This window comes from Pantoea sp. ICBG 985, from assembly GCF_002928365.1.
Taxonomy (GTDB): Bacteria; Pseudomonadota; Gammaproteobacteria; order Enterobacterales; family Enterobacteriaceae; genus Pantoea; species Pantoea dispersa.
The window spans coordinates 121,395-144,172 of sequence record NZ_POWM01000008.1 but is presented as its reverse complement, the minus strand read 5'-3'; the positions used below and the strand labels follow the sequence as shown (position 1 = coordinate 144,172).

The 22,778-nt window shown below is 59.9% G+C and carries 20 protein-coding genes and 1 riboswitch; of the genes, 9 read left to right on the top strand and 11 right to left on the bottom strand.

Translation table 11 applies throughout. From position 1 onward, the window contains the following. Nucleotides 1-25 precede the first annotated feature (25 nt). Complete coding sequence (locus C1Y42_RS20610; RefSeq protein ID WP_104094243.1) at nt 26-781, top strand: CDP-diacylglycerol diphosphatase; 756 nt, start codon at nt 26-28, stop codon at nt 779-781. A gap of 67 nt (nt 782-848) precedes the next feature. On the opposite strand, the gene tpiA is transcribed toward C1Y42_RS20610, so the two are convergent. The 3 genes from tpiA to fpr form a co-directional block, all read right to left on the bottom strand. Next, nucleotides 849-1,616 (bottom strand): triose-phosphate isomerase, encoded by a 768-nt coding sequence (gene tpiA, locus C1Y42_RS20605; protein ID WP_031279624.1) that lies wholly within the window; start codon nt 1,614-1,616, stop codon nt 849-851. Between the two features lie 121 nt (nt 1,617-1,737). Continuing rightward, the gene (locus C1Y42_RS20600) at nt 1,738-2,328 is read right to left on the bottom strand and encodes a YiiQ family protein (protein WP_058771031.1); all 591 of its coding nucleotides are present in this window, start codon (nt 2,326-2,328) and stop codon (nt 1,738-1,740) included. Between the two features lie 105 nt (nt 2,329-2,433). After that, entirely contained in the window at nt 2,434-3,180 is a 747-nt protein-coding gene (gene fpr / locus C1Y42_RS20595) for a ferredoxin--NADP(+) reductase (RefSeq protein ID WP_104094242.1), read from the bottom strand. 291 nt (nt 3,181-3,471) lie between these two features. On the opposite strand from fpr, the gene emrD reads away from it, so the two are divergent. Beyond that, the gene (gene emrD, locus C1Y42_RS20590; RefSeq protein WP_282955004.1) at nt 3,472-4,665 is read left to right on the top strand and encodes a multidrug efflux MFS transporter EmrD; all 1,194 of its coding nucleotides are present in this window, start codon (nt 3,472-3,474) and stop codon (nt 4,663-4,665) included. On the opposite strand, the gene glpX is transcribed toward emrD, so the two are convergent. From glpX to C1Y42_RS20575, 3 genes are all read right to left on the bottom strand, one after another. After that, a complete protein-coding gene (glpX, locus tag C1Y42_RS20585) occupies nt 4,655-5,665 on the bottom strand; it encodes a class II fructose-bisphosphatase (RefSeq protein ID WP_021507041.1) in 1,011 nt (336 codons plus the stop codon). The genes emrD and glpX overlap by 11 nt on opposite strands. A 95-nt stretch (nt 5,666-5,760) precedes the next feature. After that, entirely contained in the window at nt 5,761-7,272 is a 1,512-nt protein-coding gene (gene glpK / locus C1Y42_RS20580; RefSeq protein WP_021507040.1) for a glycerol kinase GlpK, read from the bottom strand. Between the two features lie 29 nt (nt 7,273-7,301). Next, on the bottom strand, nt 7,302-8,150 hold the full coding sequence (locus C1Y42_RS20575; protein WP_021507039.1) for an MIP/aquaporin family protein: 849 nt from the start codon (nt 8,148-8,150) through the stop codon (nt 7,302-7,304). A gap of 416 nt (nt 8,151-8,566) precedes the next feature. On the opposite strand from C1Y42_RS20575, the gene zapB reads away from it, so the two are divergent. Continuing rightward, nucleotides 8,567-8,806: a cell division protein ZapB gene (gene zapB, locus C1Y42_RS20570; protein WP_021507038.1), complete on the top strand. Its 240-nt coding sequence runs from the start codon at nt 8,567-8,569 to the stop codon at nt 8,804-8,806. Nucleotides 8,807-8,857: 51 nt separating this feature from the next. Here the strand turns inward: zapB and rraA are convergent, their stop codons facing one another. The 5 genes from rraA to C1Y42_RS20545 all read right to left on the bottom strand — a co-directional run bounded on the left by rraA (nt 8,858) and on the right by C1Y42_RS20545 (nt 14,445). Next, nucleotides 8,858-9,343, bottom strand: a complete 486-nt coding sequence (gene rraA / locus C1Y42_RS20565; protein WP_021507037.1) for a ribonuclease E activity regulator RraA — start codon at nt 9,341-9,343, stop codon at nt 8,858-8,860. A 165-nt stretch (nt 9,344-9,508) separates the two neighbouring features. After that, nucleotides 9,509-10,057, bottom strand: coding sequence for a mannitol operon repressor MtlR (gene mtlR, locus C1Y42_RS20560; RefSeq protein WP_193717991.1), 549 nt, complete (start codon nt 10,055-10,057; stop codon nt 9,509-9,511). Between the two features lie 60 nt (nt 10,058-10,117). Continuing rightward, complete coding sequence (mtlD, locus tag C1Y42_RS20555) at nt 10,118-11,266, bottom strand: mannitol-1-phosphate 5-dehydrogenase (RefSeq protein ID WP_088516551.1); 1,149 nt, start codon at nt 11,264-11,266, stop codon at nt 10,118-10,120. Between the two features lie 94 nt (nt 11,267-11,360). Next, complete coding sequence (locus C1Y42_RS20550; RefSeq protein ID WP_058771034.1) at nt 11,361-13,295, bottom strand: PTS mannitol transporter subunit IICBA; 1,935 nt, start codon at nt 13,293-13,295, stop codon at nt 11,361-11,363. A 433-nt stretch (nt 13,296-13,728) separates the two neighbouring features. After that, nucleotides 13,729-14,445, bottom strand: a complete 717-nt coding sequence (locus C1Y42_RS20545) for a DUF3053 domain-containing protein (RefSeq protein WP_010616539.1) — start codon at nt 14,443-14,445, stop codon at nt 13,729-13,731. Nucleotides 14,446-14,715: 270 nt separating this feature from the next. Next, nucleotides 14,716-14,810: riboswitch (guanidine-I (ykkC/yxkD leader) on the top strand. 63 nt (nt 14,811-14,873) lie between these two features. On the opposite strand from C1Y42_RS20545, the gene C1Y42_RS20540 reads away from it, so the two are divergent. The 6 genes from C1Y42_RS20540 to uca all read left to right on the top strand — a co-directional run bounded on the left by C1Y42_RS20540 (nt 14,874) and on the right by uca (nt 22,565). After that, nucleotides 14,874-15,932 (top strand): putative urea ABC transporter substrate-binding protein, encoded by a 1,059-nt coding sequence (locus C1Y42_RS20540; protein WP_058758070.1) that lies wholly within the window; start codon nt 14,874-14,876, stop codon nt 15,930-15,932. 14 nt (nt 15,933-15,946) lie between these two features. Beyond that, entirely contained in the window at nt 15,947-16,759 is an 813-nt protein-coding gene (locus C1Y42_RS20535) for an ABC transporter permease (protein ID WP_058771035.1), read from the top strand. A gap of 10 nt (nt 16,760-16,769) precedes the next feature. Continuing rightward, on the top strand, nt 16,770-17,531 hold the full coding sequence (locus C1Y42_RS20530) for an ABC transporter ATP-binding protein (RefSeq protein WP_058758072.1): 762 nt from the start codon (nt 16,770-16,772) through the stop codon (nt 17,529-17,531). Between the two features lie 11 nt (nt 17,532-17,542). After that, nucleotides 17,543-18,250: an urea amidolyase associated protein UAAP1 gene (locus C1Y42_RS20525; RefSeq protein WP_104094240.1), complete on the top strand. Its 708-nt coding sequence runs from the start codon at nt 17,543-17,545 to the stop codon at nt 18,248-18,250. Continuing rightward, on the top strand, nt 18,250-18,885 hold the full coding sequence (locus tag C1Y42_RS20520; protein ID WP_021507029.1) for an urea amidolyase associated protein UAAP2: 636 nt from the start codon (nt 18,250-18,252) through the stop codon (nt 18,883-18,885). The genes C1Y42_RS20525 and C1Y42_RS20520 overlap by 1 nt, the downstream gene beginning before the upstream one ends. An 80-nt stretch (nt 18,886-18,965) precedes the next feature. Next, on the top strand, nt 18,966-22,565 hold the full coding sequence (uca, locus tag C1Y42_RS20515) for an urea carboxylase (protein WP_104094239.1): 3,600 nt from the start codon (nt 18,966-18,968) through the stop codon (nt 22,563-22,565). Nucleotides 22,566-22,778 lie beyond the last annotated feature (213 nt).

The window sequence follows — 22,778 nt, the reverse complement described above, 5'->3', positions numbered from 1 at the left end:
ACAGCTCATCACTGAGGATCTGGCCATGCAGGCGCGCCGCCGTAGTGTTACGTTGCTGATTATCGCGTTCATCCTTCTGATTGCCGGGCTGATCGCCGGTGCGGTGCATTTACATAAAAACGCCGATGCGCTGTGGCAGATTGTCAGCGAAAAGTGCGTACCGGACATGACGCAACGCGGTAATCCTGCCCCCTGTCAGCAGGTCAATCTGGCGCAGGGTTACGTCACGCTCAAAGATCTGAATGGCCCACTGCAATATCTGCTAATGCCAATAGCAAAAATCACCGGCATGGAAAGCCCGATCCTTCTCGATCCCACCACACCCAATCTGTTTGCCGCCGCCTGGCAGCAGCGCCGCCTGCTGGCGCAGAAACGCGGTGCGCCTGTCGACGACCGCGTGCTGTCGCTGGCCATCAACGCGCAGTATGGTCGTACGCAGAATCAGCTGCACATTCATATCTCCTGCCTGCGACCGGATGTGCGCCAGCAGCTGGATACGCTGGCACCGAAGCTGAATGCGCAGTGGCAGACGGCAACGCTGCTGCGGCATACCTGGCTGATTCGCACGCTGAGCACCGCCGAACTGGCGCAGCAGAGCGTGTTTATCCGGCTGGCAGAGGAGGTGCCGCATGCGCGCGGTGAGATGGGCAAATACGGGCTGGCGCTGGCCCGGTTGCCGGATGGACGCCTGGCGCTGCTGGCGCTGGAGCGCAACTGGCTGAAGCTGAATCGCGGTTCGGCGGAAGAACTGCAGGATCACCAGTGCCGTTTGCTGGAGTAAGTCGCGTCGCGACCGATCAGGCAATAAAAAAGGCGGCTTATCAGCCGCCTTTCTTTGCGTCAGCAACTTACGCGTTTTTGGCTGCTGCAGCGGCTTTGACGATCACCGCGAAAGCGTCGGCCTTCAGTGACGCACCGCCCACCAGCGCGCCGTCGATGTCCGGCTGAGTGAACAGTTCTGCGGCGTTTTTGTCGTTAACCGAACCGCCGTACTGAATGATTACCTGCTCAGCGATAGCGGCATCTTTCTTCGCGATGTGATCACGAATGAATTTGTGTACTGCCTGCGCCTGCGCTGGGGTCGCTGATTTGCCGGTACCGATGGCCCAGACTGGCTCATAGGCGATAACCGCGCCTTCGAAGGCCGCTGCGCCCTGGGTTTCCAGCACGGCGTCGATCTGACGTGCGCACACTTCTTCAGTTTTGCCGGCTTCGTTCTCGGCTTCGGTCTCACCGATGCACAGCACCGGTACCAGGCCTGCGGCCTTCAGCACGGCGAATTTCTTCGCGATGAACTCGTCGCTCTCTTTATGGTAGGTGCGGCGCTCAGAGTGGCCGATGATGATGTATTTCGCGCCGATGTCTTTCAGCATCTCGGCAGAGGTTTCACCGGTGAAAGCGCCAGACAGGTTCACGTCAACGTTCTGCGCACCCAGCGCAATGTGGCTGCCGGAAATGGCGTGTTTGGCCTGATCCAGATAGATCGCCGGCGGAGCAATCGCCACACCGCAGCCTTCCACACCTGACAGCTCTTTGCGCAGGCCTTCAATCAGCTCGCCCGCCATGTGCTTGCTGCCATTCAGTTTCCAGTTACCCATAACCAGTGGATGTCGCATTCTTTCCTCCGCATAACGCGATTCATGAAATAGCGCTGCCATCGGGGCAGCGATGTCTGCCAGACAGTATAGAGATCAAATGGGGCGCTGGCTTTGCTTTTCGTCATTTTTGCAGGGGAGATCAGGGGCTAGCGAGCGCCAGTTTGATGGGCTCAACGGCGAAGGTCAGCCCCTTGTCGCCGTTGTCTGCAACCACGAAGCGCAGTGCGCCTTCGGTGCGGGAAAAATAGCGTGCGCCCTTGCCAGCGCTGAGCAGGCCATCGAGCTTCTTGTGTCCCTCTTCCGCTGACAAACCGGGCACAAAAAAGCGCAGTAGCGCAGTCATGTAATCCATGGCGCGTGTCTGTGCCGCTTTCATATCCGGGCCCGGCACCGGCAGCCAGGTAATCTGCAGCGTTTTAATCTTGCCGGTGCCCTGTTCCAGCGCGGTAGAGGCATACAGCGTTTCGCTGATTTTGCTGGCGGCGCGTGTCAGGTGGCTCTTGTCATCGCGGTTATCGATGGCGCGATACTCCTGCAGCGGCAGGTCAGGATTGGCGGCGTTGTACTTTTCGCGGAACTGCGCGATGGTCATATCAAAGGTGGGCGCACCCGCCAGCAGATACGGCGCCGCAGGCAGGTGATCGTTGCGATCCTGCGCGGGCGCGTCCTCCGCCCAGGCGGGAAATGTCAGTGCGACGCTGAGCAGCAGCGCGACTGGCAGATTCTTCATTGCTTCGGCCCTAAATCATTCACTTAGCCCACGATTAGAACGGTTTTTACCGCTGAAAGTCAAAACCCGCGCCGGTAAAAATCTGACATTTTGCTGCCGGCGCGATTACCAGTAATGCTCGCTGGTCATGTGGCCCGGTTTACGTTTGAAATGCTTGCGCATATCGCGGGTCTCTTTCAGCAATTGCTGGGTATCGCGCACCATCTGCGGGTTACCGCACAGCATCACGTGGCTGGTATCGGCGAGCATCGGCAGGCCCACGGCGTTTTCCAGTTCTCTGCTCTCGATCAGCTGCGGTACGCGGCCATGCAGTGAACCGGGCATCTGCTCGCGGCTGACCACTGTCTGAATGTGCAGTTTACCCTGATAACGCTGCTGTAGCTGCTGCATCAGCGGCAGAAAACTCAGGTCGGCGGCATAGCGCGCAGCGTGTACCAGCACAATGTTGTCGAAGCGTTCCAGCCCTTCGCCCTGTTGCAAAATCGACAGATACGGGCCGATCGCCGTGCCGGTCGCCAGCATCCACAGCGTCTGGCAGTCGGGGATCTCATCCAGCACAAAGAAACCGGCCGCCTCTTTGGTCACCATCACCTGATCGCCGGGCTGCAGCGCCTGTAAACGCGGGCTGAGCTTCCCTTCCGGCACCGTTACCAGATAGAACTCCAGCAGCGGATCGTGCGGCGCGTTGACGTAGGAGTAGGCGCGCTGCACGCGCTCGCCGTCGACTTCCAGCGCCAGCTTGGCAAACTGGCCGGCGGTAAAAGGGTCGATGGGCGCCGTGACGCGCAGGCTGAACAGTGCGTCGGTCCAGTTTTTCACTTCTTTTACTTCTGCATTGACCCACTCTGCCATGTTCGCTCCTGATGATTGATAATTGGTCTCTTTCTATCTTCGTCAGCCCGGCACCAGATTTCCAGCCCCGCAGCGGTCAAAGGGCTCTCTGCGACAAATCGTCCGCACACATCAGCAACTGTAGCGGCCACGTTACAGCCTGGTACAGAAGCTTGACGGTGCCTGTGCTGCCTCTTTACGCCCGCCTCTCGCTTTGTGCGCAATTCCTGATATTTTTGCCGCCATAACTCTCCGGCAGCCCTGTTTAGTGCTGTCATTACTTTGTTTCTCAGGCAGACATTTTGTTCCATGATGATGAGTAATACGCAAAACCGCTTCCTGCTGTTCATGCTGATTGTGCTGGTGGCGGTCGGGCAGATGGCGCAGACCATCTATGTGCCCGCCATGGCGAACATGGCAGAGGCGCTTAACGTACGCAGCGGCGCCATGCAGCAGGTGATGGCGGCCTATCTGATGACCTACGGCGGATCGCAGCTGATCTACGGGCCGCTGTCGGACAGTATTGGCCGGCGTCCGGTGATCCTCTCGGGAATGTCGATCTTCGCGGCGGGCGCGCTGATCGCCCTGTTTGCGCCGTCGCTGAGTGTGCTGGTGCTGGGCAGTGCGGTGCAGGGACTGGGTACCGGCGTGGCTGGCGTGATGGCGCGCACCATGCCGCGCGATCTTTACTCCGGCATTGCGCTGCGCCAGGCCAACAGCCTGCTCAACATGGGCATTCTGGTCAGCCCGCTGCTGGCGCCGGTAATCGGCGCGCTGCTGACCCATCTGTTTGGCTGGCACGCCTGCTTTGCTTTCCTGCTGCTGCTGTGTGTTGGCGTAACGGCGGCAATGGCCCGCTGGCTCCCGGAGACCCGTCCGGTGGATGCGCCCGCGACACCGTTTCTGCGCCGCTACATCACGCTGCTCAGCGACGGCAACTTTGTGCGCTATCTGCTACTGCTGATCGGCGCGCTGGCGGGCATTGCGGTATTTGAGGCCAGCTGTGGCGTACTGATGGCGGGCGTGCTGGGGCTGGACGGGCTGACGGTGAGTATTTTGTTCATCCTGCCGATTCCGGCGGCCTTTTTCGGCGCCTGGTTTGCCGGCCGCGAGCAGAAATCCTGGCATACGCTGATGTGGTATGGCGTGAACAGCTGCCTGCTGGCGGGCCTGCTGATGTGGCTGCCGGCGTGGTTTGGCGTGATGACTATCTGGACGCTGCTGGTACCGGCCGCGCTGTTCTTCTTCGGCGCGGGCATGCTGTTTCCGCTGGCAACTTCTGGCGCGATGGAGCCCTACGCGTGGCTGGCCGGCAGTGCCGGTGCGCTGATTGGGGGGCTGCAGAATCTGGGTTCCGGCGTGGTGGCGTGGCTCTCAGCGCTGCTGCCGCAGCACGATCAGTCGAGCCTCGGCATGCTGATGTTTGTGACGTCGCTGGTGATGCTGCTGTGCTGGTGGCCGCTCTCGCGTCATCCGGAGAGCGGCAAACAGACGGTTACAGGATAAAAGGGTGCAGCGCCGCGTCTTTGCGGTCCAGATAGTGGATCGACTGAATGCGGCGAATGGTGCGCGATTTACCGCGCACCAGCAGCGTTTCGCTGGTGGCGATATTGCCCTGGCGCGTGATGCCCTTTAGCAGATCGCCCGTGGTGATGCCGGTCGCCGCGAAAATCACGTTATCGTTACGCGCCATCTGTTGCAGCGTCAGCACTTCCCCGGCGTTGATACCCATTTCGGCACAGCGCGCCAGCTCCTGCTCACCCAGACGGCGGTTTTCGGCCGAATCTCCTTTGACCTGATGACGAGCCAGCAGGCGCGCCTGCATGTCGCCATCCATGGCGCGGATCACCGCCGCCGACACCACGCCTTCTGGCGCACCGCCGATGCCATACAGCACGTCCACTTCGCTGTCCGGCATACAGGTAAGAATCGAGGCCGCCACGTCGCCGTCCGGGAAAGCAAACACGCGCACGCCCAGCTGCTGCAGCTGCGCGATGACCGCATCGTGACGCGGTTTGGCGAGAATCGACACCGTCAGCTGGCTGAGCGGTTTATTGAGCGCCTGCGCAATCGCCTGCAGATTGGTGGCGAGCGGCAGGTTGAGATCGATAGCGCCGCGCGCGCCCGGACCGACAATCAGCTTTTCCATATACATATCAGGTGCGTGCAGGAAGCTGCCTTTATCGCCCACCGCCAGCACCGCCAGCGCGTTGGCCTGGCCCATCGCAGTCATACGCGTGCCTTCGATAGGATCAACTGCAATGTCCACCGCATCGCCGTGGCCGGTACCGACTTTTTCACCAATGTAGAGCATCGGTGCTTCGTCTATTTCGCCTTCGCCAATCACGATCTGGCCGTCGATATTGATGGTGTTGAGCATAATGCGCATGGCGTTGACGGCGGCGCCGTCGGCGGCATTCTTGTCGCCGCGTCCTAACCAGTGATAGCCCGCTAACGCAGCGGCTTCGGTCACACGGGAAAATTCAATCGCGAGTTCTCGTTTCATGGTCTGCACCTGACAAAAAACAGGCGGGCAGTGTAGCACAGCGGGGCAGGGGGACGGGAAAAACCCGCGGCAGGGCGCCGCGGGTCAGCACAGTGTTACTCTTCTTCTTCCCACGCCTGGGCGCGCGCCACGGCTTTTTTCCAGCCGGCATAGCGCACGTTGCGTTCGGTGGTTTCGATGCTTGGGCGGAATTCGCGTTCCACCACGGCTTTAGCACGAACTTCTTCCAGATCGTTCCAGAAGCCGACCGCCAGACCGGCGAGGTAAGCCGCACCCAGCGCAGTCACTTCGCGCACTTCCGGACGCTCCACGCGCGTGCCGAGAATATCGGACTGGAACTGCATCAGGAAGTTGTTGGCCACCGCACCGCCATCCACGCGCAGCGACTGCAGGCGGGTATCGGCATCGTTCTGCATCGCTTCCAGCACATCACGCGTCTGGTAAGCAATGGACTCCAGCGTGGCGCGAATGATGTGGTTGGCGTTGGCACCACGGGTCAGACCGAAGATTGCGCCGCGCGCATACGGGTCCCAGTACGGTGCGCCAAGACCGGTAAAGGCCGGCACCATGTACACGCCGTTGGTGTCTTTGACTTTCATCGCGAAGTATTCGGAGTCGCCCGCATCGCTGATCAGCTTCATCTCATCGCGCAGCCACTGAATGGACGCACCACCGATGAACACGGCACCTTCCAGCGCGTAGTTCACCTCGCCGCGTGGACCGCAGGCGATGGTGGTAAGCAGACCGTGAGTAGAAGTAACCGCTTCGGTACCGGTGTTCATCAGCATAAAGCAGCCGGTGCCGTAGGTGTTTTTCGCCATACCAGGCTGCACACATAGCTGGCCATACAGCGCAGCCTGCTGGTCACCGGCGATACCGGCGATAGGAATACGCGTGCCGCCCTTACCACCAATGTTGGTCTGGCCGTAAATTTCGGATGATCCTTTCACTTCCGGCAGCATTTCGCGCGGAATATCCAGAATCTCCAGCATGCGCGCATCCCACTCCAGCTTGTGGATGTTGTACATCATGGTACGCGATGCGTTGGTGTGATCGGTGATGTGCACGCGGCCCTGGGTCATTTTCCACACCAGCCAGGTGTCGACGGTGCCGAACAGCAGTTCGCCGCGTTTTGCCCGCTCGCGTGCGCCTTCCACGTGGTCAAGAATCCACTTCACCTTGGTGCCGGAGAAGTACGGGTTAATCACCAGGCCGGTTGTGTGCTGGATGTACTCTTCCAGACCCTCTTTCTTCAGCTTGTTACAGTAGTCGGCGGTACGCGGATCCTGCCAGACGATGGCGTTGTAAATCGGTTTGCCGGTCTCTTTGTCCCAGACAATCGCGGTTTCACGCTGGTTGGTGATACCGATGGCGGCGATCTGGTCAGAACGGATATCAGCGTGTGCCAGCACTTCCACCAGCGTGGAGCTCTGTGAGGCCCAGATGTCCATCGGATCGTGTTCAACCCAGCCGGCTTTCGGGTAGATCTGGGTGAATTCGCGCTGTGAGACGGCGACGATGTTGGCGTCATGATCGAGCACCACGGCACGTGAGCTGGTTGTGCCCTGATCGAGCGCGACAATATATTTTTTATCAGTCGTAGTCATTATGGTTTCCTGATGATTAACGATGAAACTTACGCTTTACGCTGCTCAGCGCGCGCGACCGGTTTTTCTGTTTTACTGGTTTCTGCAAGGTTGCCCGGCAGGTGACGGCCAATCAGCGCACGGTAACCGAAGGCACCGAGGCAGGCTCCGACCAGCGGGCCAAAAATTGGCACCAGGAAGTAAGGAATATCTTTACCACCGGTGAACGCCACGTTACCCCAGCCCGCGAAGAAGGCGAACAGCTTCGGACCGAAGTCACGCGCCGGGTTCAGGGCGAAGCCGGTCAGCGGACCCATGGAACCGCCAATCACCGCCACCAGCAGACCAATCAGCAGCGGCGCCAGCGGGCCACGCGGTACGCCGTTGCCGTCGTCGGTCAGCGCCATGATCACCGCCATCAGCACGGCAGTAATCACCATTTCCACCAGGAACGCCTGCGCCACGGTGATGTGCGGGTTCGGATAGGTGGAGAAGATACCGGCCAGATCGAGGCTTTGTACGCTGCCGCGTACCATCTGGTGGCTGGCTTCGTAATCAAAGAACAGATTGTAGTAAAGACCGTAGACCAGCGCCGCCGCACAGAACGCGCCAGCGATTTGCGACACAATATAAGGTAAAACTTTGCGGCCTTCGAAGTTGGCGAACAGGCACAGGGCAACCGTGACTGCCGGATTGAGGTGAGCGCCGGATACGCCTGCGCTCAGATAAACCGCCATGGAGACAGCAAGACCCCAGATGATACAAATTTCCCACTGGCCGAATGCGGCACCGGCCAGCTTCAGCGCCGCCACACAGCCGGCACCAAAAAAGATGATCAAACCGGTACCGAGAAACTCGGCGATGCACTGACCTTTGAGTGTGTTCGTTGTCTGACTCATAATGGAATTCCTGAAGCGAGGTTAAATTTTATCAGTTTTTGTTCTCAATCCTTGAGTCGCCCAGCTCTAATGTAGGGTTGATGTGAATTTATCGTTAACGAGCATAAACGAGAAATAGCGAAATCGAATTTTGTGTGCCGTGTCATAAAAATGCGCGTTTTCGCGTCTTTTGCCTGTGTTTAGGGCCAAAAACCCCCGCTGCGCTGCACCCCGCGCGTGTGACCGCGCGCAAAATGCGCGAAGTTGCGCGTTTTCCAGGTATAAACTGAAAAGTGTTACAGACTTCCCTCGCAGGCCTTGTGCTGCTGGACTTGCCGGGTGTGGCTACATACAATCGGGACATCGTGGCTGGACGCACTATTTTAAGGCACGCCCGGTCTATCAACGCCTTGCACGATTTAGGAGAGGTCAGAAAGATGTCATTTGAAGTATTCGAGAAACTGGAAGCGAAAGTACAGCAGGCGATTGATACCATCACCCTGCTGCAGATGGAAATTGAAGAGCTGAAAGAGCAGAACAATAACCTGAAAAACGAAATGAGCCAGGCATCCGGCAATCACGAAGCGCTGGCGCGTGAAAATCAGCACCTGAAAGAAGAGCAGCATGTATGGCAGGAGCGCCTGCGTGCACTGCTGGGAAAAATGGAAGAAGTTTAAGCCTCAGCGCTTAAACCAACGGGTGCCGCGGCACCCGTTTTTGTTTGTCGCTTACTCGATGTCGAGTGCGTCTTCAGACAGGATCATGCCGGTGTTGTCGGCGTAGAGATGATCGCCGGAGAAGAAAGTGACGCCGCCGAAGTTAACCCGCACGTCGCTCTCGCCGATGCCTTCGCCTGCGGCGCCAGCCGGAATAGCCGCAATCGCCTGAATGCCGATCTCCAGTTCTTCCAGTTCATCGACCTGGCGAACCGAGCCGTACACCACGATGCCTTCCCACTCGTTTTGCGCCGCCAGTCTTGCTAACTGTGCGTCAACCAGCGCGCGCCGCACTGAGCCGCCACCATCGACCAGCAGCACGCGACCGCGACCGTTCTCTTCGAGCAGGTCATACAGCAGGCCGTTGTCTTCGAAACATTTCACTGTGGTAATTTGACCACCGAATGAGGTGCGCCCACCAAAGTTCGAAAAAAGCGGTTCAACAACGTTCACTTCTTCATGGTAGATGTCGCAGAGTTCAGATGTATCGTATTTCATAGGGATGTCGTCTGTTTGCCACAGGAGGGGTAAGTATATCGCTATCTGACGATTGTTGGCAAAATCATCAACCGCCAAAAAAAGCGCTGCATCAATATCCTGCGTAATATTTTGTCTGCGGCGGAGAGAACAGCGGCGCGTGGCGACAGCGCCGCAGGGGAAGCGTTACACGGCGGGCTTCTTGAAGGCCTGTTTGTGCGAGATACGGGAAATCAGCTCGGTCAGCGACAGCACCATGGTGGATCGCACCATCTGCAGGTAGCGCTGCTGCTGCATGGCGCGCAGCGCGGCGTCGTCGCGGGTGAAATCGGGTTGCGGCGGCCAGGCCAGCACGCAGTGCAGTTCGCCGAACGGGCCGAGTATTTCATCGTCGGTAAAGCGGTAGTCGCTGGTGTCGTGATTCAGCTCCTCACGCAGCGCCAGCAGCAGCTCGCAGTCTTCGTATTCGTGGCGATTGATCACCCCCAGGCCGTAGATAAGCTTCAGGCGTACCGAGAGCTCGCCCAGCGGGCCGTCGCCCAGCAGCAGCGGTTCCACCGCATATTTCACCGCGTAGTCGTCTTTGCGAAAGACCTGCAGCACCAGCAGATTGACTGCTTCCGCCAACAGTTCGACAGCGGCGATCAGGAAGCTTCTCACCGAACGACCGGCGTTCAGCCGCTCAAGCACCCGGTTTTCAAAAGCCTGCTTCTCTTCCATTATTGCCTGCATCATTCAGCTACCGTCGACGGGCACGCGGCTGCCGTGCCCGAATTGACCACTAAAGGGCGCGCATTATGCCATAGCGTGGTAAGCGCTCACCACTGAGCTCACCACTTCGCTATTGGCATCAAGGCCAGAAATCTCCGCCAGCGCCGCCTGTGGGCCTTTCTGCGCGATCAGTGACGCCAGCTCCTGCGCCTGCGGATCGGCTTCGCTGCGATAGTGCATCGCGGCGGCAATGCCCTGCACCAGGCTGGCGTGCGGCAGCTGATACTCCAGCGTGCCCAGCGTTGGCTTGATCAGGCGATCGCCGGCACTCAGCTTACGCAGCGGCTGACGGCCCACGCGCTCGACGTCATCTTTCAGGTACGGGTTTTCGAAACGCGTCAGGATTTTCTGGATATACGCGGCATGTTTCTCCGCATCGAAACCATAACGCTTGATCAGCACCGCGCCGCTCTCCTGCATCGCGCCCTGCACCACGGCACGCACTTTCTGGTCGAGAATGGCTTCGCGAATGGTGGCGTGACCGGCGAGCTTACCGAGATAAGCGGTAATGGCGTGGCCGGTGTTGAGGGTAAACAGCTTGCGCTCGACGAACGCCATCAGGTTATCGGTCAGCTCCATGCCAGGAATGTCCGGCAATGCGCCTTTAAACTGGGTTTTGTCGACGATCCACTCGCTGAAGGTTTCTACGGTAACTTCCAGCGGATCGGTGCTGCCGGCTTCAGATGGCGGCACGATGCGGTCAACTGCCGAATCAACAAAGCCAACATGCTCTTCAACCCACGCATGATACTGCGGCGGCAGCGCCTTCAGTACGTGCTGCTTCAGCTGGCTGGTGCCGCGCACCATGTTTTCACAGGCGATGATATTCAGCGGACGGACATTACCGTTGTCACTGCGTTTGGCCAGACCCTGCGCCACGCTGCCCGCGATGCGCTCAAGGATCTGCGGACCAACCGCCGTGGTAACGATATCAACCTCAGCAATCAGCGTGACGATGTCGTCGCTGGTGCTGTTCACCGCGCTGACGCCGGTAACGATTTCAACCTGCGCCTGCTCGCCCACCACGTGAACCGGATACTCATGACGGGCGTTAAGGGCATCAAGCACCACCTGATTCACATCAGCAAACACCAGTTCGATACCGGCATCCGCCAGCAGCTTACCGATAAATCCACGGCCGATGTTACCTGCTCCAAAATGTAACGCTTTCATAAATTTGACCCATATCAAATGACGAAGGGGCGGGCATGTCCGCCCCGGAAAGTGGGGACGGGCTTGCCCGCCCCAGGGGAGTTAAAACCGCGAATTACGCGTTGGCAGTGCTGCCAGACAGCAGATCCAGCACATCCTGCACGCTGGTGGTGTTCGCCAGCTTCTCAATTACGCTGTCGTCGTCGAGCGCATTGGTCAGGCTGGTGATCACCTGAATGTGTTCGTTATTGCGTGCGGCAATACCAATCACCAGTCGCGCAACTTCGTCCGGCTCATCGCCAAACTGCACGCCGGCCGGATACTGGCAGAATACCACGCCGGTTTTCAGCACGCGGTCTTTGGCTTCGACGGTGCCGTGCGGCACAGCGATGGATTCACCGAGGTAGGTTGGCGTCAGCTGCTCGCGCGCCAGCATCGCTTCAACGTATTCCGGCTGCACGTAGCCGCCTTTCACCAACTGCTCGCCGGCGAAGCGAATCGCCTGCTCTTTATTGCTGGCGCTCAGGCCGAGGAATACGTTATCAGCGCCCAGTTTAAACAAGTGCGCGCTGCCGTCGTCATAGCTGTCTGCCAGCGCGGTCTGCACCGTTTCACGGTGGGCTTCGCTGCGGTTCGCCGCCACCAGACGCTCGGTAAGGTTGGTGTACAGCGCGCTGTCGAGGAAGTTGTTCAGCGAGATGTGCTGCGCCTGTGGCGCCTGACGCATCGCACGTTCGGTCAGATCGCGGTGAGTAATCACCAGATCAACATCGCCCGGCAGCGAGTTAATCGCGCTGTTGGTCACAGAGATATTGCTCAGGCCCGCATCCTGCACCTTCTTGCGCAGCACGCCTGCGCCCATCGCGCTGGAGCCCATACCGGCATCACAGGCGACGATGATTTTGCGCACGTGGCTGACGTCAACGCTGCTGGCATCGGCTACCACCGGTGAACCGGCAACGGCCTGGCCTTTTGACTGCGCTTTCATGTCTTTCATGCGCTGGGTCGCCGCTTCAATGTCGTCTTCTTCTTTTACTTTGCTGGTTTTCAGCAGAATCGAGGAGACCACGAAGGAGACGGCGAAAGCCGCAACGATAGCCGCGATGTTAGCGAAGTAAGCGCCTTTTGGCGTCATCGCCAGCACGGCCAGAATCGAACCTGGTGAGGCCGGTGATACCAGACCGCCGTTCAGCAGCGTCAGGGTGAACACGCCGGTCATACCGCCGAGGATTACTGCCAGCAGCAGGCGCGGCGCCATCAGCACGTACGGGAAGTAGATTTCGTGGATACCGCCAAGGAAGTGGATGATCGCTGCACCGCCCGCCGACTGCTTGGCGCTACCGCGGCCGAAGATCATATAAGCGACCAGCACGCCCATACCCGGACCCGGGTTCGCTTCAATCAGGAAGAAGATCGATTTGCCCGCTTCGCTGGCCTGCTGGATACCCAGCGGCGAGAAGATACCGTGGTTGATGGCATTATTGAGGAACAGGATTTTCGCCGGTTCAACAAAGATTGAGGTCAGCGGCAGCAGGTTGTTCTGCACCATCAGGTTTACGCCGGCGGCGAGAATGTGTGACAGACCTTCTACCAGCGGACCGATAGCGAGGAAGGCCAGCAGCGCCAGCAGCATACCGATAATACCGGCCGAGAAGTTGTTGACCAGCATCTCGAAGCCGCTTTTGATTTTGCCGTCAACCGCGCGGTCAAACGACTTAATCGCCCAGCCGCCCAGCGGACCGGCAATCATCGAGCCAAGGAACATCGGCATATCGGCACCGACGATCACGCCCATGGTGGTGATGGCACCGACCACGCCGCCGCGATCGCCACCCACCAGACGACCACCGGTGAAGCCGATGAGCAACGGCAGCAGGTAGGTAATCATCGGGCCGACCAGTTTGGCCAGCGTTTCGTTAGGAATCCATCCGGTTGGAATGAACAGTGCTGTGATGATACCCCAGGCGATAAACGCACCGATGTTTGGCATCACCATATTACTCAGAAAGCGACCAAAGCTCTGAACCTTGACCTTGACTGATGAGGACATAAACCCACCCCTTATTGAGACGCGCTGCAATAAGAGAGCGCGTTTGTTTTTGTTAAGACGTTACGGCGGGGGCCGTGGCATTACTGTATGCACGCGGACTCTAGCACTAGTTGATTACACTGCGTAGCGTCAGGAAAAAGTGTGATACATATCACGCTAAGTTGGGGTGGGCAGGGGGATTAAAGGTGACTTTGATCACAAAAACACCCTGTAAGAAAGCAACGCTGGCGAAAAAATGCGCGCAACAACGGTAGAAATGTGACAAAAATCACCTTTCACCTGGGCCGGTTTGTTTCACAAATGTGATTGAGATCACAAACTATTTTTGGTTGAAAATGCGCCAGATCACACTCTGTGCTGACAGAAAAAGGCGATGTAAGGAAGTGACGAAAATCTGAAAAAGCGGGCAGTGGAGAACTGCCCGCTGAACGGCTTACTGCAAACCGCCCTGTACAGCATTTTGTGCCTGGGTCAGCGCCTGCGTGTTGCTGGCGAGATTGCTCATCAGCGTGTTGTACTGCGTGGCCTGCTCCTGCGTCGGGAACTGAACGCCGCCGTCATTGAAGCTGACGCGCGCGCCCTGCGACTGCAGATAATCGCCGGCCTGAACTGCCGACTGGCTCAGCGCCTGCAGCTGCGGCAGCAGCGGAATCAGCGTGCTGGCTGGCTGCGTCACCACTTTGGCGTACACGCTGTCGTACACTTTCTTCAGATCGTCCGGCTGCTTCAGCGTGGCTTTGCTGCTGTCGGCCTGCATTTTGGCGCTCTGAATCTGCTGCGTCAGCACGCTCAGATTGCCGCTCGCCTGGCGCAGGCTGTCGCGGCGTGTCAGGTAATCCTGCGGCACGCGAATAGCCGCCAGCTCATCAACCACCGGGCGCATGCCCTGATCCACCGCCTGATTCACCTGCTGCGAGAAGCCATACAGGATGGCGTAATCACTGGCGTAATTACCGAAGGTTTGCTTCTGGTTTTCGCTCAGGCTGGGCAGATGTTCACCGCTGCGCATCACGGTGTTTTGCAGAAAATCAGTAAAGGCTTTGCGCTGATCGCCCTCTTTATCGCCGCAGGCGGTAAGCTGCAGCACAAGTAGCACGCCGGTCAGCAGCATGCCGCTACGCATCCAGATGCGGGAAATTCCTGACGCCATAATTCAACTCCTGTTGTGACGATGGCTAAATTCGATTCGCTGGGAAAGGTCCTAAAGAATAGTGCAATGGCCCCGGCTGTACAACGGCTGGTCTGCAGTGCTTCACGCTGGTGCGTGCCTGCTGCACAACTGTGCAGCGCAGCCTGCCTGCAAGCGCAGCGCTGTGCAATAACGCATGTAATTCAGGCTGATAGCAACCTGGCATTGATATTGCCTGCTTTCTGGCAGATGCAGGAGCGATCGCGGGCAACCGACGTCGCCACACAATTTGCAATGGGTCACTAGGGTTCCGATCGCGAGATGCTGGTCCGAGAGTGACCGACCGTCCTCTGACGGTTACACGGCGGGAAAAAAGCCCGGGAGGAAAGCGAGAACGTTGCTCGCCGCCTCCTGCCTGATTTTCGTCCGTTAACGCCAGAGGAATCATCATGATTAAAGCCTGTCTGCGCCTGCTGCTGATTTGCAGCGTCGCCCTGTTCAGCGTTCCGTCGCTGGCCGCCGCTAAACCTTCCTTTAAGCTTTGCTGGTCCATCTACGCTGGCTGGATGCCGTGGGATTACGCCCAGCAAAGCGGCATCGTGAAAAAGTGGGCCGATAAGTACGGCATCGATATTCAGTTTGTGCAGGTTAACGACTATATCGAGTCGGTTAATCAGTACACCGCAGGTGGCTTTGACGGCTGCACCATGACCAATATGGATGCGCTGACCATTCCGGCGACCGGCGGCGTCGACAGCACCGCGCTGATTGTCGGCGACTACTCCAACGGTAACGACGGCATTCTGCTTAAAGGCGCGGACAGCGTCAGCGCGCTGAAAGGCAAACCCATCAACCTCGTCGAACTCTCGGTCTCACACTATCTGCTGGCGCGCGCGCTGGAGAAATCCGGCATGAGCGAGAAAGACGTCAGGGTGGTTAATACCGCCGATGCCGATCTGGTGGCGGCGTTTGGCACTGCTGACGTTAACGCCATCGTCACGTGGAATCCGCTGCTGGCGGAAGCAGAGAAGCAGCCGGACAGCCATCTGGTGTTCTCCTCGGCGCAGATCCCGGGCGAAATCCTCGACCTGCTGGTAGTTAACACCGCCACGCTCAACAAATATCCTCAGCTCGGCAAAGCGCTTACCGGCGCCTGGTACGAGACGCTGCACAGCATGGCCGGACAAAGCGACAGTGCCAAAGCGGCGCGCACGCAGATGGCTCAGGCATCCGGTACCGATCTGGCCGGTTTTGATCAGCAGCTTGCCGCGACACACCTGTTCAGCGATGCCAAAACCACGCTGGATTTTGTCGACAGCCCGCAGCTGAAAGCCACCATGCAGCTGGTGGCCGAATTCTCCTTTAAACACGGCCTGCTGGGCGAAGGCGCGCCGGGGGCCGATGCGGTAGGGGTCGCTACCCCGGCCGGTAACTGGGGCGATGCCGGCAACATCAAACTGCGCTTTACCGACACCTTCACCAAACTGGCCGCTGCCGGTCAGCTGTAAGCGAGACGCTGCCGATGCGTAAATTGATCAACTACCAACCGCTGCCGCTCGGCCGCCTGCTGCTTGGCATTCTGCCGCTGCTGGCGGTGCTGCTGGTCTATCTGTTCGCGTCGGATGCGCGCCTCAGCCTGAACGCGGCAGACAAACTGCTGCCGGGATTCAACGCCATGGGGGAGGCCATCAGCCGGATGGCGTTTCAGCCCAGCCCGCGCACCGGCGAATATCTGCTGTGGAGCGATACCGCCGCCAGCCTGCTGCGTTTGCTGAGTGGCGTTGCTATCAGCGCGCTGCTGGCGCTGGCAATCGGCCTGTTCACCGGCGCGCTGCCGGTGGTGCGCGCGGTGCTGGCACCGCTGGTGACGCTGTTTGCGCTGGTGCCGCCGCTGGCGATTCTGCCCATTCTGTTTATCTGCTTTGGCCTTGGCGAAGTCTCCAAAGTGGTGCTGATCGTTATCGGCATCACGCCGCTGATCGCCCGCGATCTGCAGCTGCAGGTGCAGAAAATCCCGCAGGAGCAGTTGGTCAAAGCGCAGACGCTGGGTGCGCATAGCGCTCAGATTCTGTGGCGGGTGATTCTGCCGCAGCTGATGCCGCGCCTGTGCGATGCGGTGCGGCTGTCGCTCTGTTCGGCGTGGCTGTTCCTGATTGCTGCCGAAGCGATTGCGGCCACGGAAGGCCTCGGTTACCGCATCTTCCTGATGCGCCGCTATCTGGCCATGGATGTGATTCTGCCGTACGTGGCGTGGATCACCCTGCTGGCCTTTGCCCTCGACCTGCTGCTGCGGCTCGTCAGCCGACGCTGCTGGCCGTGGTATCACGCCAAATAAGGAGCGCGCGATGCCCTTACTGCAACTGAAAAATCTGGAAAAACACTACGGCGATCAGGTGGTGCTGGAGCGGCTGAATATGCAGGTCGAGCGCGGCGAGTTCGTGGCGATTGTCGGCGCCTCAGGCTGCGGCAAAACCACGTTTCTGAATATGCTGCTCGGCACCGAAGCGCCGACCAAAGGCGAGCTGCTGCTGGATGGCGCACCGATTCCCGACGAGCCGGACGCCCATCGCGGCGTGGTGTTTCAGCGCTACTCGGTGTTTCCGCATCTGACGGTGCTCGGCAACGTAATGCTGGCCGACGAGTTCAGCAGCGCACGCTGGCTGGGACGCGTCTGGGGACGCAAACGTCAGGCGATTCGCCAGCGCGCGCAGGCAATGCTGGCGCAGGTCGGACTGGAACAGGCGCAGAGCAAATATCCGCATCAGCTGTCGGGCGGCATGCAGCAACGTCTGGCCCTGGCGCAGGCGCTGATGAAACAGCCGCGCATTCTGCTGCTGGATGAACCTTTTGGCGCGCTCGATCCCGGTATTCGCAGCGAGATGCATCAACTGATCACCCAGCTGTGGCAGCAGCATCAGCTGACCATTTTCATGATCACCCACGATCTGAAAGAGGGCTTCAGCCTCGCGTCACGCCTGCTGGTGTTCGACAAACTGCGCCACGATCCGCACGCGCCGCAAGCCTGGGGCGCCACTATCACTTACGACCTGCCGCTGGATCGCACTCAGCCCGCCGCTGAAGTGCTGTCCGCAACGCAGGTGGCTTAAAGGAGAGCACGATGCAGCCATACCAAACCCTGCTGCCCGCCGGGGCGCACTGGTCTTTTGTCATGCGCAGCGGCAGCGCGCTGACGCTGACCGATGTGGAGGGCGGCGCCAGCGCCAGCCTGCTGTTTTATAACCCGGAAAACCTGCTGGAGCGCTACAACGCGCCGGATACGCTCAAGTGCCAGCACACTTTCCGGCTCACTGCCGGCCACTGTCTCTACTCGGACATGGGGCGCATTTTCTGCGGCATTGAACACGACAGTTTCGGCTGGCACGAGAGCGTGTGCGGCACGCTGAACGCGGCACAGACTGCCGCGCGCTATGGAGTCAGCGACTATCAGCAGGCGCGCAACCTGCGCCATCAAAACGGCTACGACAGCTTCCTCGTCGAGCTGGCGAAGTATGGCCTTGGCCAGCGCGACATGGCGGCCTGCCTCAATCTGTTTGCGCAGGTGCGCGCCGATGACAGCGGGCGCTTAACGCTGGAGCGGCAGGGCGAAGCCGGCGCGCAGGTTCGGCTGCGTTTCGCCATGGACACGCTGGTGCTGCTGCACACCTGTCCGCACCCGCTCAGCCCGGCGAGCGATTATCCGCGCCAGCCGCTGCAGCTGACGCTGGATGCGCAGCGCGCGCCGCTGCCGGAAATCTGTCTGCAGCGCGCGGAAAACCAGCGCGGCCTGCGCAATAACGCCCTCTATCAACTGCAGGGAGAAGTGTGATGATTAAAGAGAGTGAACGAAACCCGGCGCAGGCGCGTCTGCAGCAGCAGATCGACGCCGGTGATTACTGGCTGCAGCGCATTGCCGCCGGAGAAACGCTGCGCATTACCGATCTGGAAGGCAATCAGGCGGCGGATACGCTGTTTTTCAACGCCGATGATACCGCCGAGCGCTACAGCATGAGCGAGACGCTGCGCGGCCAGCACAACGTGTTTCTTACGGCCGGCAGCGTGCTGCGTTCTAATCTTGATCGGCCGATGCTGACCATCACCGCCGATACCTGTGGCCGTCACGATACGCTCGGCGGCGCCTGCTCGTGCGAGAGCAATACGGTGCGTTATGACCTCGAAAAGCGCCACATGCACTCCTGCCGTGACAGCTGGATGCTGGCGGTCGCCGCGCATCCGGAGTCTGGCCTGACGCGCCGCGATATCACGCACAACATTAACTTCTTTATGAATGTGCCGGTGACCCACGACGGCGGCCTGACGTTTGCCGATGGCATCTCCGCGCCGGGTAAGTATGTTGAGATGGTGGCGCAGATGAACATTCTGGTGCTGATCTCCAACTGTCCGCAGCTCAACAATCCCTGTAACGGTTACAACCCGACGCCGATTGCCGTCAGCGTGTGGTGATTCTCTGACGCAACGGGACGACCCGTTTTACGCCGTCACAGCTGGTGCAGGACGACCTGCCGCAATAAGAGTATTCAGTCATGATTGATCGCGTATTGATTGCCAACCGTGGCGCGATTGCCGTGCGCATCATCCGTACCCTGCAGGCCATGAATATCCGGGCGATTGCCGTCTATGCCGAAGCCGACCGCCATGCGCGCCACGTGCGGCTAGCCGATGAAGCCTGGTCGCTGGGCGAGGGGCAGGTGCGCGACACCTATCTCAACCAGGACAAACTGCTGGCGATTGCCGCGCAGAGCGGCGCGCAGGCGCTGCATCCGGGCTATGGCTTTCTCAGTGAAAAACCGGAGTTCGTCACGCGCTGCGAAGCAGCGGGCCTGCATTTTCTCGGGCCGGATGCGGCGCAGATGCGGGCGTTTGGCCTGAAACATCGCGCGCGCGAACTGGCTGAGCAGAACGCGTTGCCACTGCTGCCAGGCAGCGGCCTGCTGACCTCCCTGCAGCAGGCACAGGCCGCCGCGCAACAGATTGGCTTTCCGGTGATGCTGAAAAGCACCGCCGGCGGTGGCGGCATTGGGATGCAGCGCTGCAACAGCGCGGACGAGCTGAAAGAGGCGTTTACTCGCGTAAAACGTCTGGCAGGTAACAACTTTGCCGACGATGGCGTCTTCTTAGAGAAATTTATCGCCCGGGCGCGGCATATCGAAGTACAGATTTTTGGCGATGGCCAGGGCGACGTGATTGCGCTGGGCGAACGCGACTGCTCGGCGCAGCGCCGTAATCAGAAGGTGCTGGAGGAGACACCCGCGCCGCGGCTCAGCGATGCGGTGCGCGCGCAGTTGCAGGCCACCGCCGTACGGCTGGCTCGCGCGGTTAACTATCGCAGCGCTGGCACGGTGGAGTATGTTTACGATGAGGTCAGCCAGCAGTTCTGGTTCCTCGAGGTGAATACCCGCCTGCAGGTTGAGCATGGCGTCACTGAACTGGTATACGGCGTGGATCTGGTGCGCTGGATGGTCGAACTGGCGCAGCAGCGCCTGCCGCCGCTGGCGACGCTGCAACCGGTGGCGCAGGGCCATGCCATTCAGGTGCGGCTGTACGCTGAGGATCCGGCGAAGCAGTTTCAGCCGAGCGCCGGACTGCTCAGCCACGTGCAGTTCCCGACGGCGCTCGATCACGCCACGCTGCGCATCGATAGCAGCGTAGAGAGCGGCATGGAAGTTTCACCGTTTTACGATCCGATGCTGGCGAAGATCCTCGTGCATGCGGCCGATCGCCAGCGCGCGCTCGACGGCATGATCGCGGCGCTGGCGCAGAGTGAGCTGTATGGCATCGAGACCAACCTGCGCTGGCTGCGTCAGCTCTGTACGCTGCCGGACGTGCAGCAGGGACGCATCATTACCGCCACGCTCGGCAGCGTGGCGTGGCAGCCGCCGACGCTGGATATCCTCAGCGGCGGTACCCTCACCACGGTGCAGGATGCGCCGGGCCGCGTCGGCTACTGGCACGTCGGCGTACCGCCTTCCGGGCCGTTCGACAGCCGCGCCTTTCAGCTGGGCAATCGCCTGCTGGGTAACGAGGCCCAGGCGGCCGGGCTGGAAATCACGCTGCGCGGCCCGACGCTGCGCTTTAATCAGGCGTGCAGCTTTGTGCTGAGCGGCGCGCCGCTGGCAGCCACCCTCGACAGCCAGCCGCTGGCGATGCATCAGGTGCTGCATGCGCAGGCCGGGCAAACCCTGACGCTGGGCGACGTGCGCGACGGCTGCCGCAGCTATCTGCTGCTGGCGGGCGGGCTGGATACGCCACGCTATCTGGGCAGCCGCAGTACCTTTACGCTGGGTAAGTTTGGCGGTCACGCCGGGCGGGCGCTGCGCGCCGGCGACGTGCTGCAGCTGGCCGCGCCGCGTCAGGCTGCGGCGGCGCGCCTGCCTGAGACGCTGCTGCCGTCGCTTAACGGTGAATGGCAGCTGCGCGTTATTTATGGTCCGCACGGCGCACCCGCCTTTTTTACCGATGACGATATCGAGGAATTTTTCGCTGCCGAGTGGCAGGTGCACTACAACTCCAGCCGCACCGGGATTCGGCTGATCGGCCCGAAACCTGACTGGGCGCGCAGCGACGGCGGCGAGGCGGGCATGCATCCGTCCAATATTCACGACAACGCCTATGCCTTTGGCACGGTGGATTTTACCGGTGATATGCCGGTGATCCTTGGTCCGGACGGCCCTTCGCTGGGCGGCTTTGTCTGTCCGGCGACGGTGATCGACGCCGATCTGTGGAAGCTGGGTCAGCTCAAAGCGGGCGATCGACTGCGCTTTGTGCCGATCGCCCTTGCTGATGCCGATCGTCTGGCGCAGGCGCAGCGTCGCGAGATCGCGCACCTGCAACCGGAAGCGATGTGCGTGGCGCCAGCGCTGCCGCTGATCGATCCGATCTTGCACCAGCATGCAGCAACCGCAGGGCGGCCTGCACTGTGCGTGCGCGCCGCAGGTGACCGTTTTCTGCTGGTGGAGTATGGCGCACTGACGCTGGACATCGCGCTGCGTTTCCGCGTTCACGCCCTCATGCAGTGGCTGGAGGCGCATCCGCTGGCGGGTCAACTGGAGCTGACGCCCGGCATCCGCTCGTTACAGGTGCATTATGATGCGCAGCAGTGCGCAAGAAGTGAGCTGTTGGCGCAAATTTTGCACGCTGATAATCTGCTGGGCGACCTCGCCGACGCGGCTGTGCCGTCGCGCACCGTGTGGCTGCCGCTCAGCTGGGATGATGCCGCCTGCCGTGAAGCCGTAACACGCTATAGCCAGTCGGTGCGTCCGAATGCGCCCTGGTGCCCGAGCAACATTGAGTTTATCCGGCGTATTAACGGGCTCGATAGCGTGGAGGCGGTGAAACAGATTGTGTTCAGCGCCTCGTATCTGGTGATGGGGCTGGGCGATGTCTATCTCGGCGCACCGGTGGCGACGCCACTCGATCCGCGTCACCGCCTGGTGACCACCAAATACAATCCGGCGCGCACCTGGACAGCGGAAAACTCGGTGGGCATCGGCGGCGCGTATCTGTGCGTTTATGGCATGGAAGGGCCGGGTGGCTATCAGTTCGTCGGACGTACGCTGCAGATGTGGAATCGCGATCGCCGCACCAGCGCCTTTACCCAGCCGTGGCTGCTGCGTTTCTTCGACCAAATCCGTTTTTATCCGGTCAGTGCCGACGAACTGCTGCAAATCCGCGAACGTTTCCCGTGGGGCGATTATCCGCTGCGCGTGGAAGCCGGAGAATTTCGCCTCGCCGAGTATCAGGCGCTGCTGGCTGCCCAGGCGACGGAGATCGACGCGTTCCAGCAGCAGCGTCAGCAGGCGTTTGACGCCGAGCTGGCACGCTGGCGCGCCGATGGCCAGTTCACCTTCGACAGCCAGCTGCAGGCGCAGAGCAGCGAGGAAGTGGTGGTGCCGGCGGGCTGCCACAGCGTCGAGAGCCAGGTGGCGGGCAGCGTGTGGCAATGGCTGGTGGAGGAAGGCAGTGACGTAACCGCGGGTGCCACGGTAGGCATTCTCGAATCCATGAAGATGGAAATCCCGATCGTGGCGCCGGTCAGTGGCAAAATCCACAGCCTGCAACGCCAGGCCGGGCAGCAAGTGCAGGCGGGTCAGTTACTTATGGTGATCGATCCGTTTGCAGTATAAGAAAGAAGAAAAAATAATCAGGAAACAGGCAGCAAAGCCGGGGATCTGACCCATACTTAGAGACCCGGTTCAATGTTGCATTGCCCTGACATCTTTTCGCAGTGTGCAACAGGCTGTGTCCCGTAACGGTTTCATTAAAACACTATTTTCGCCCTGATAAGGGAAAACTGTTTCGGGATACAGCCTGATAAGGCCGGTTTCAGCGCCTGGTGG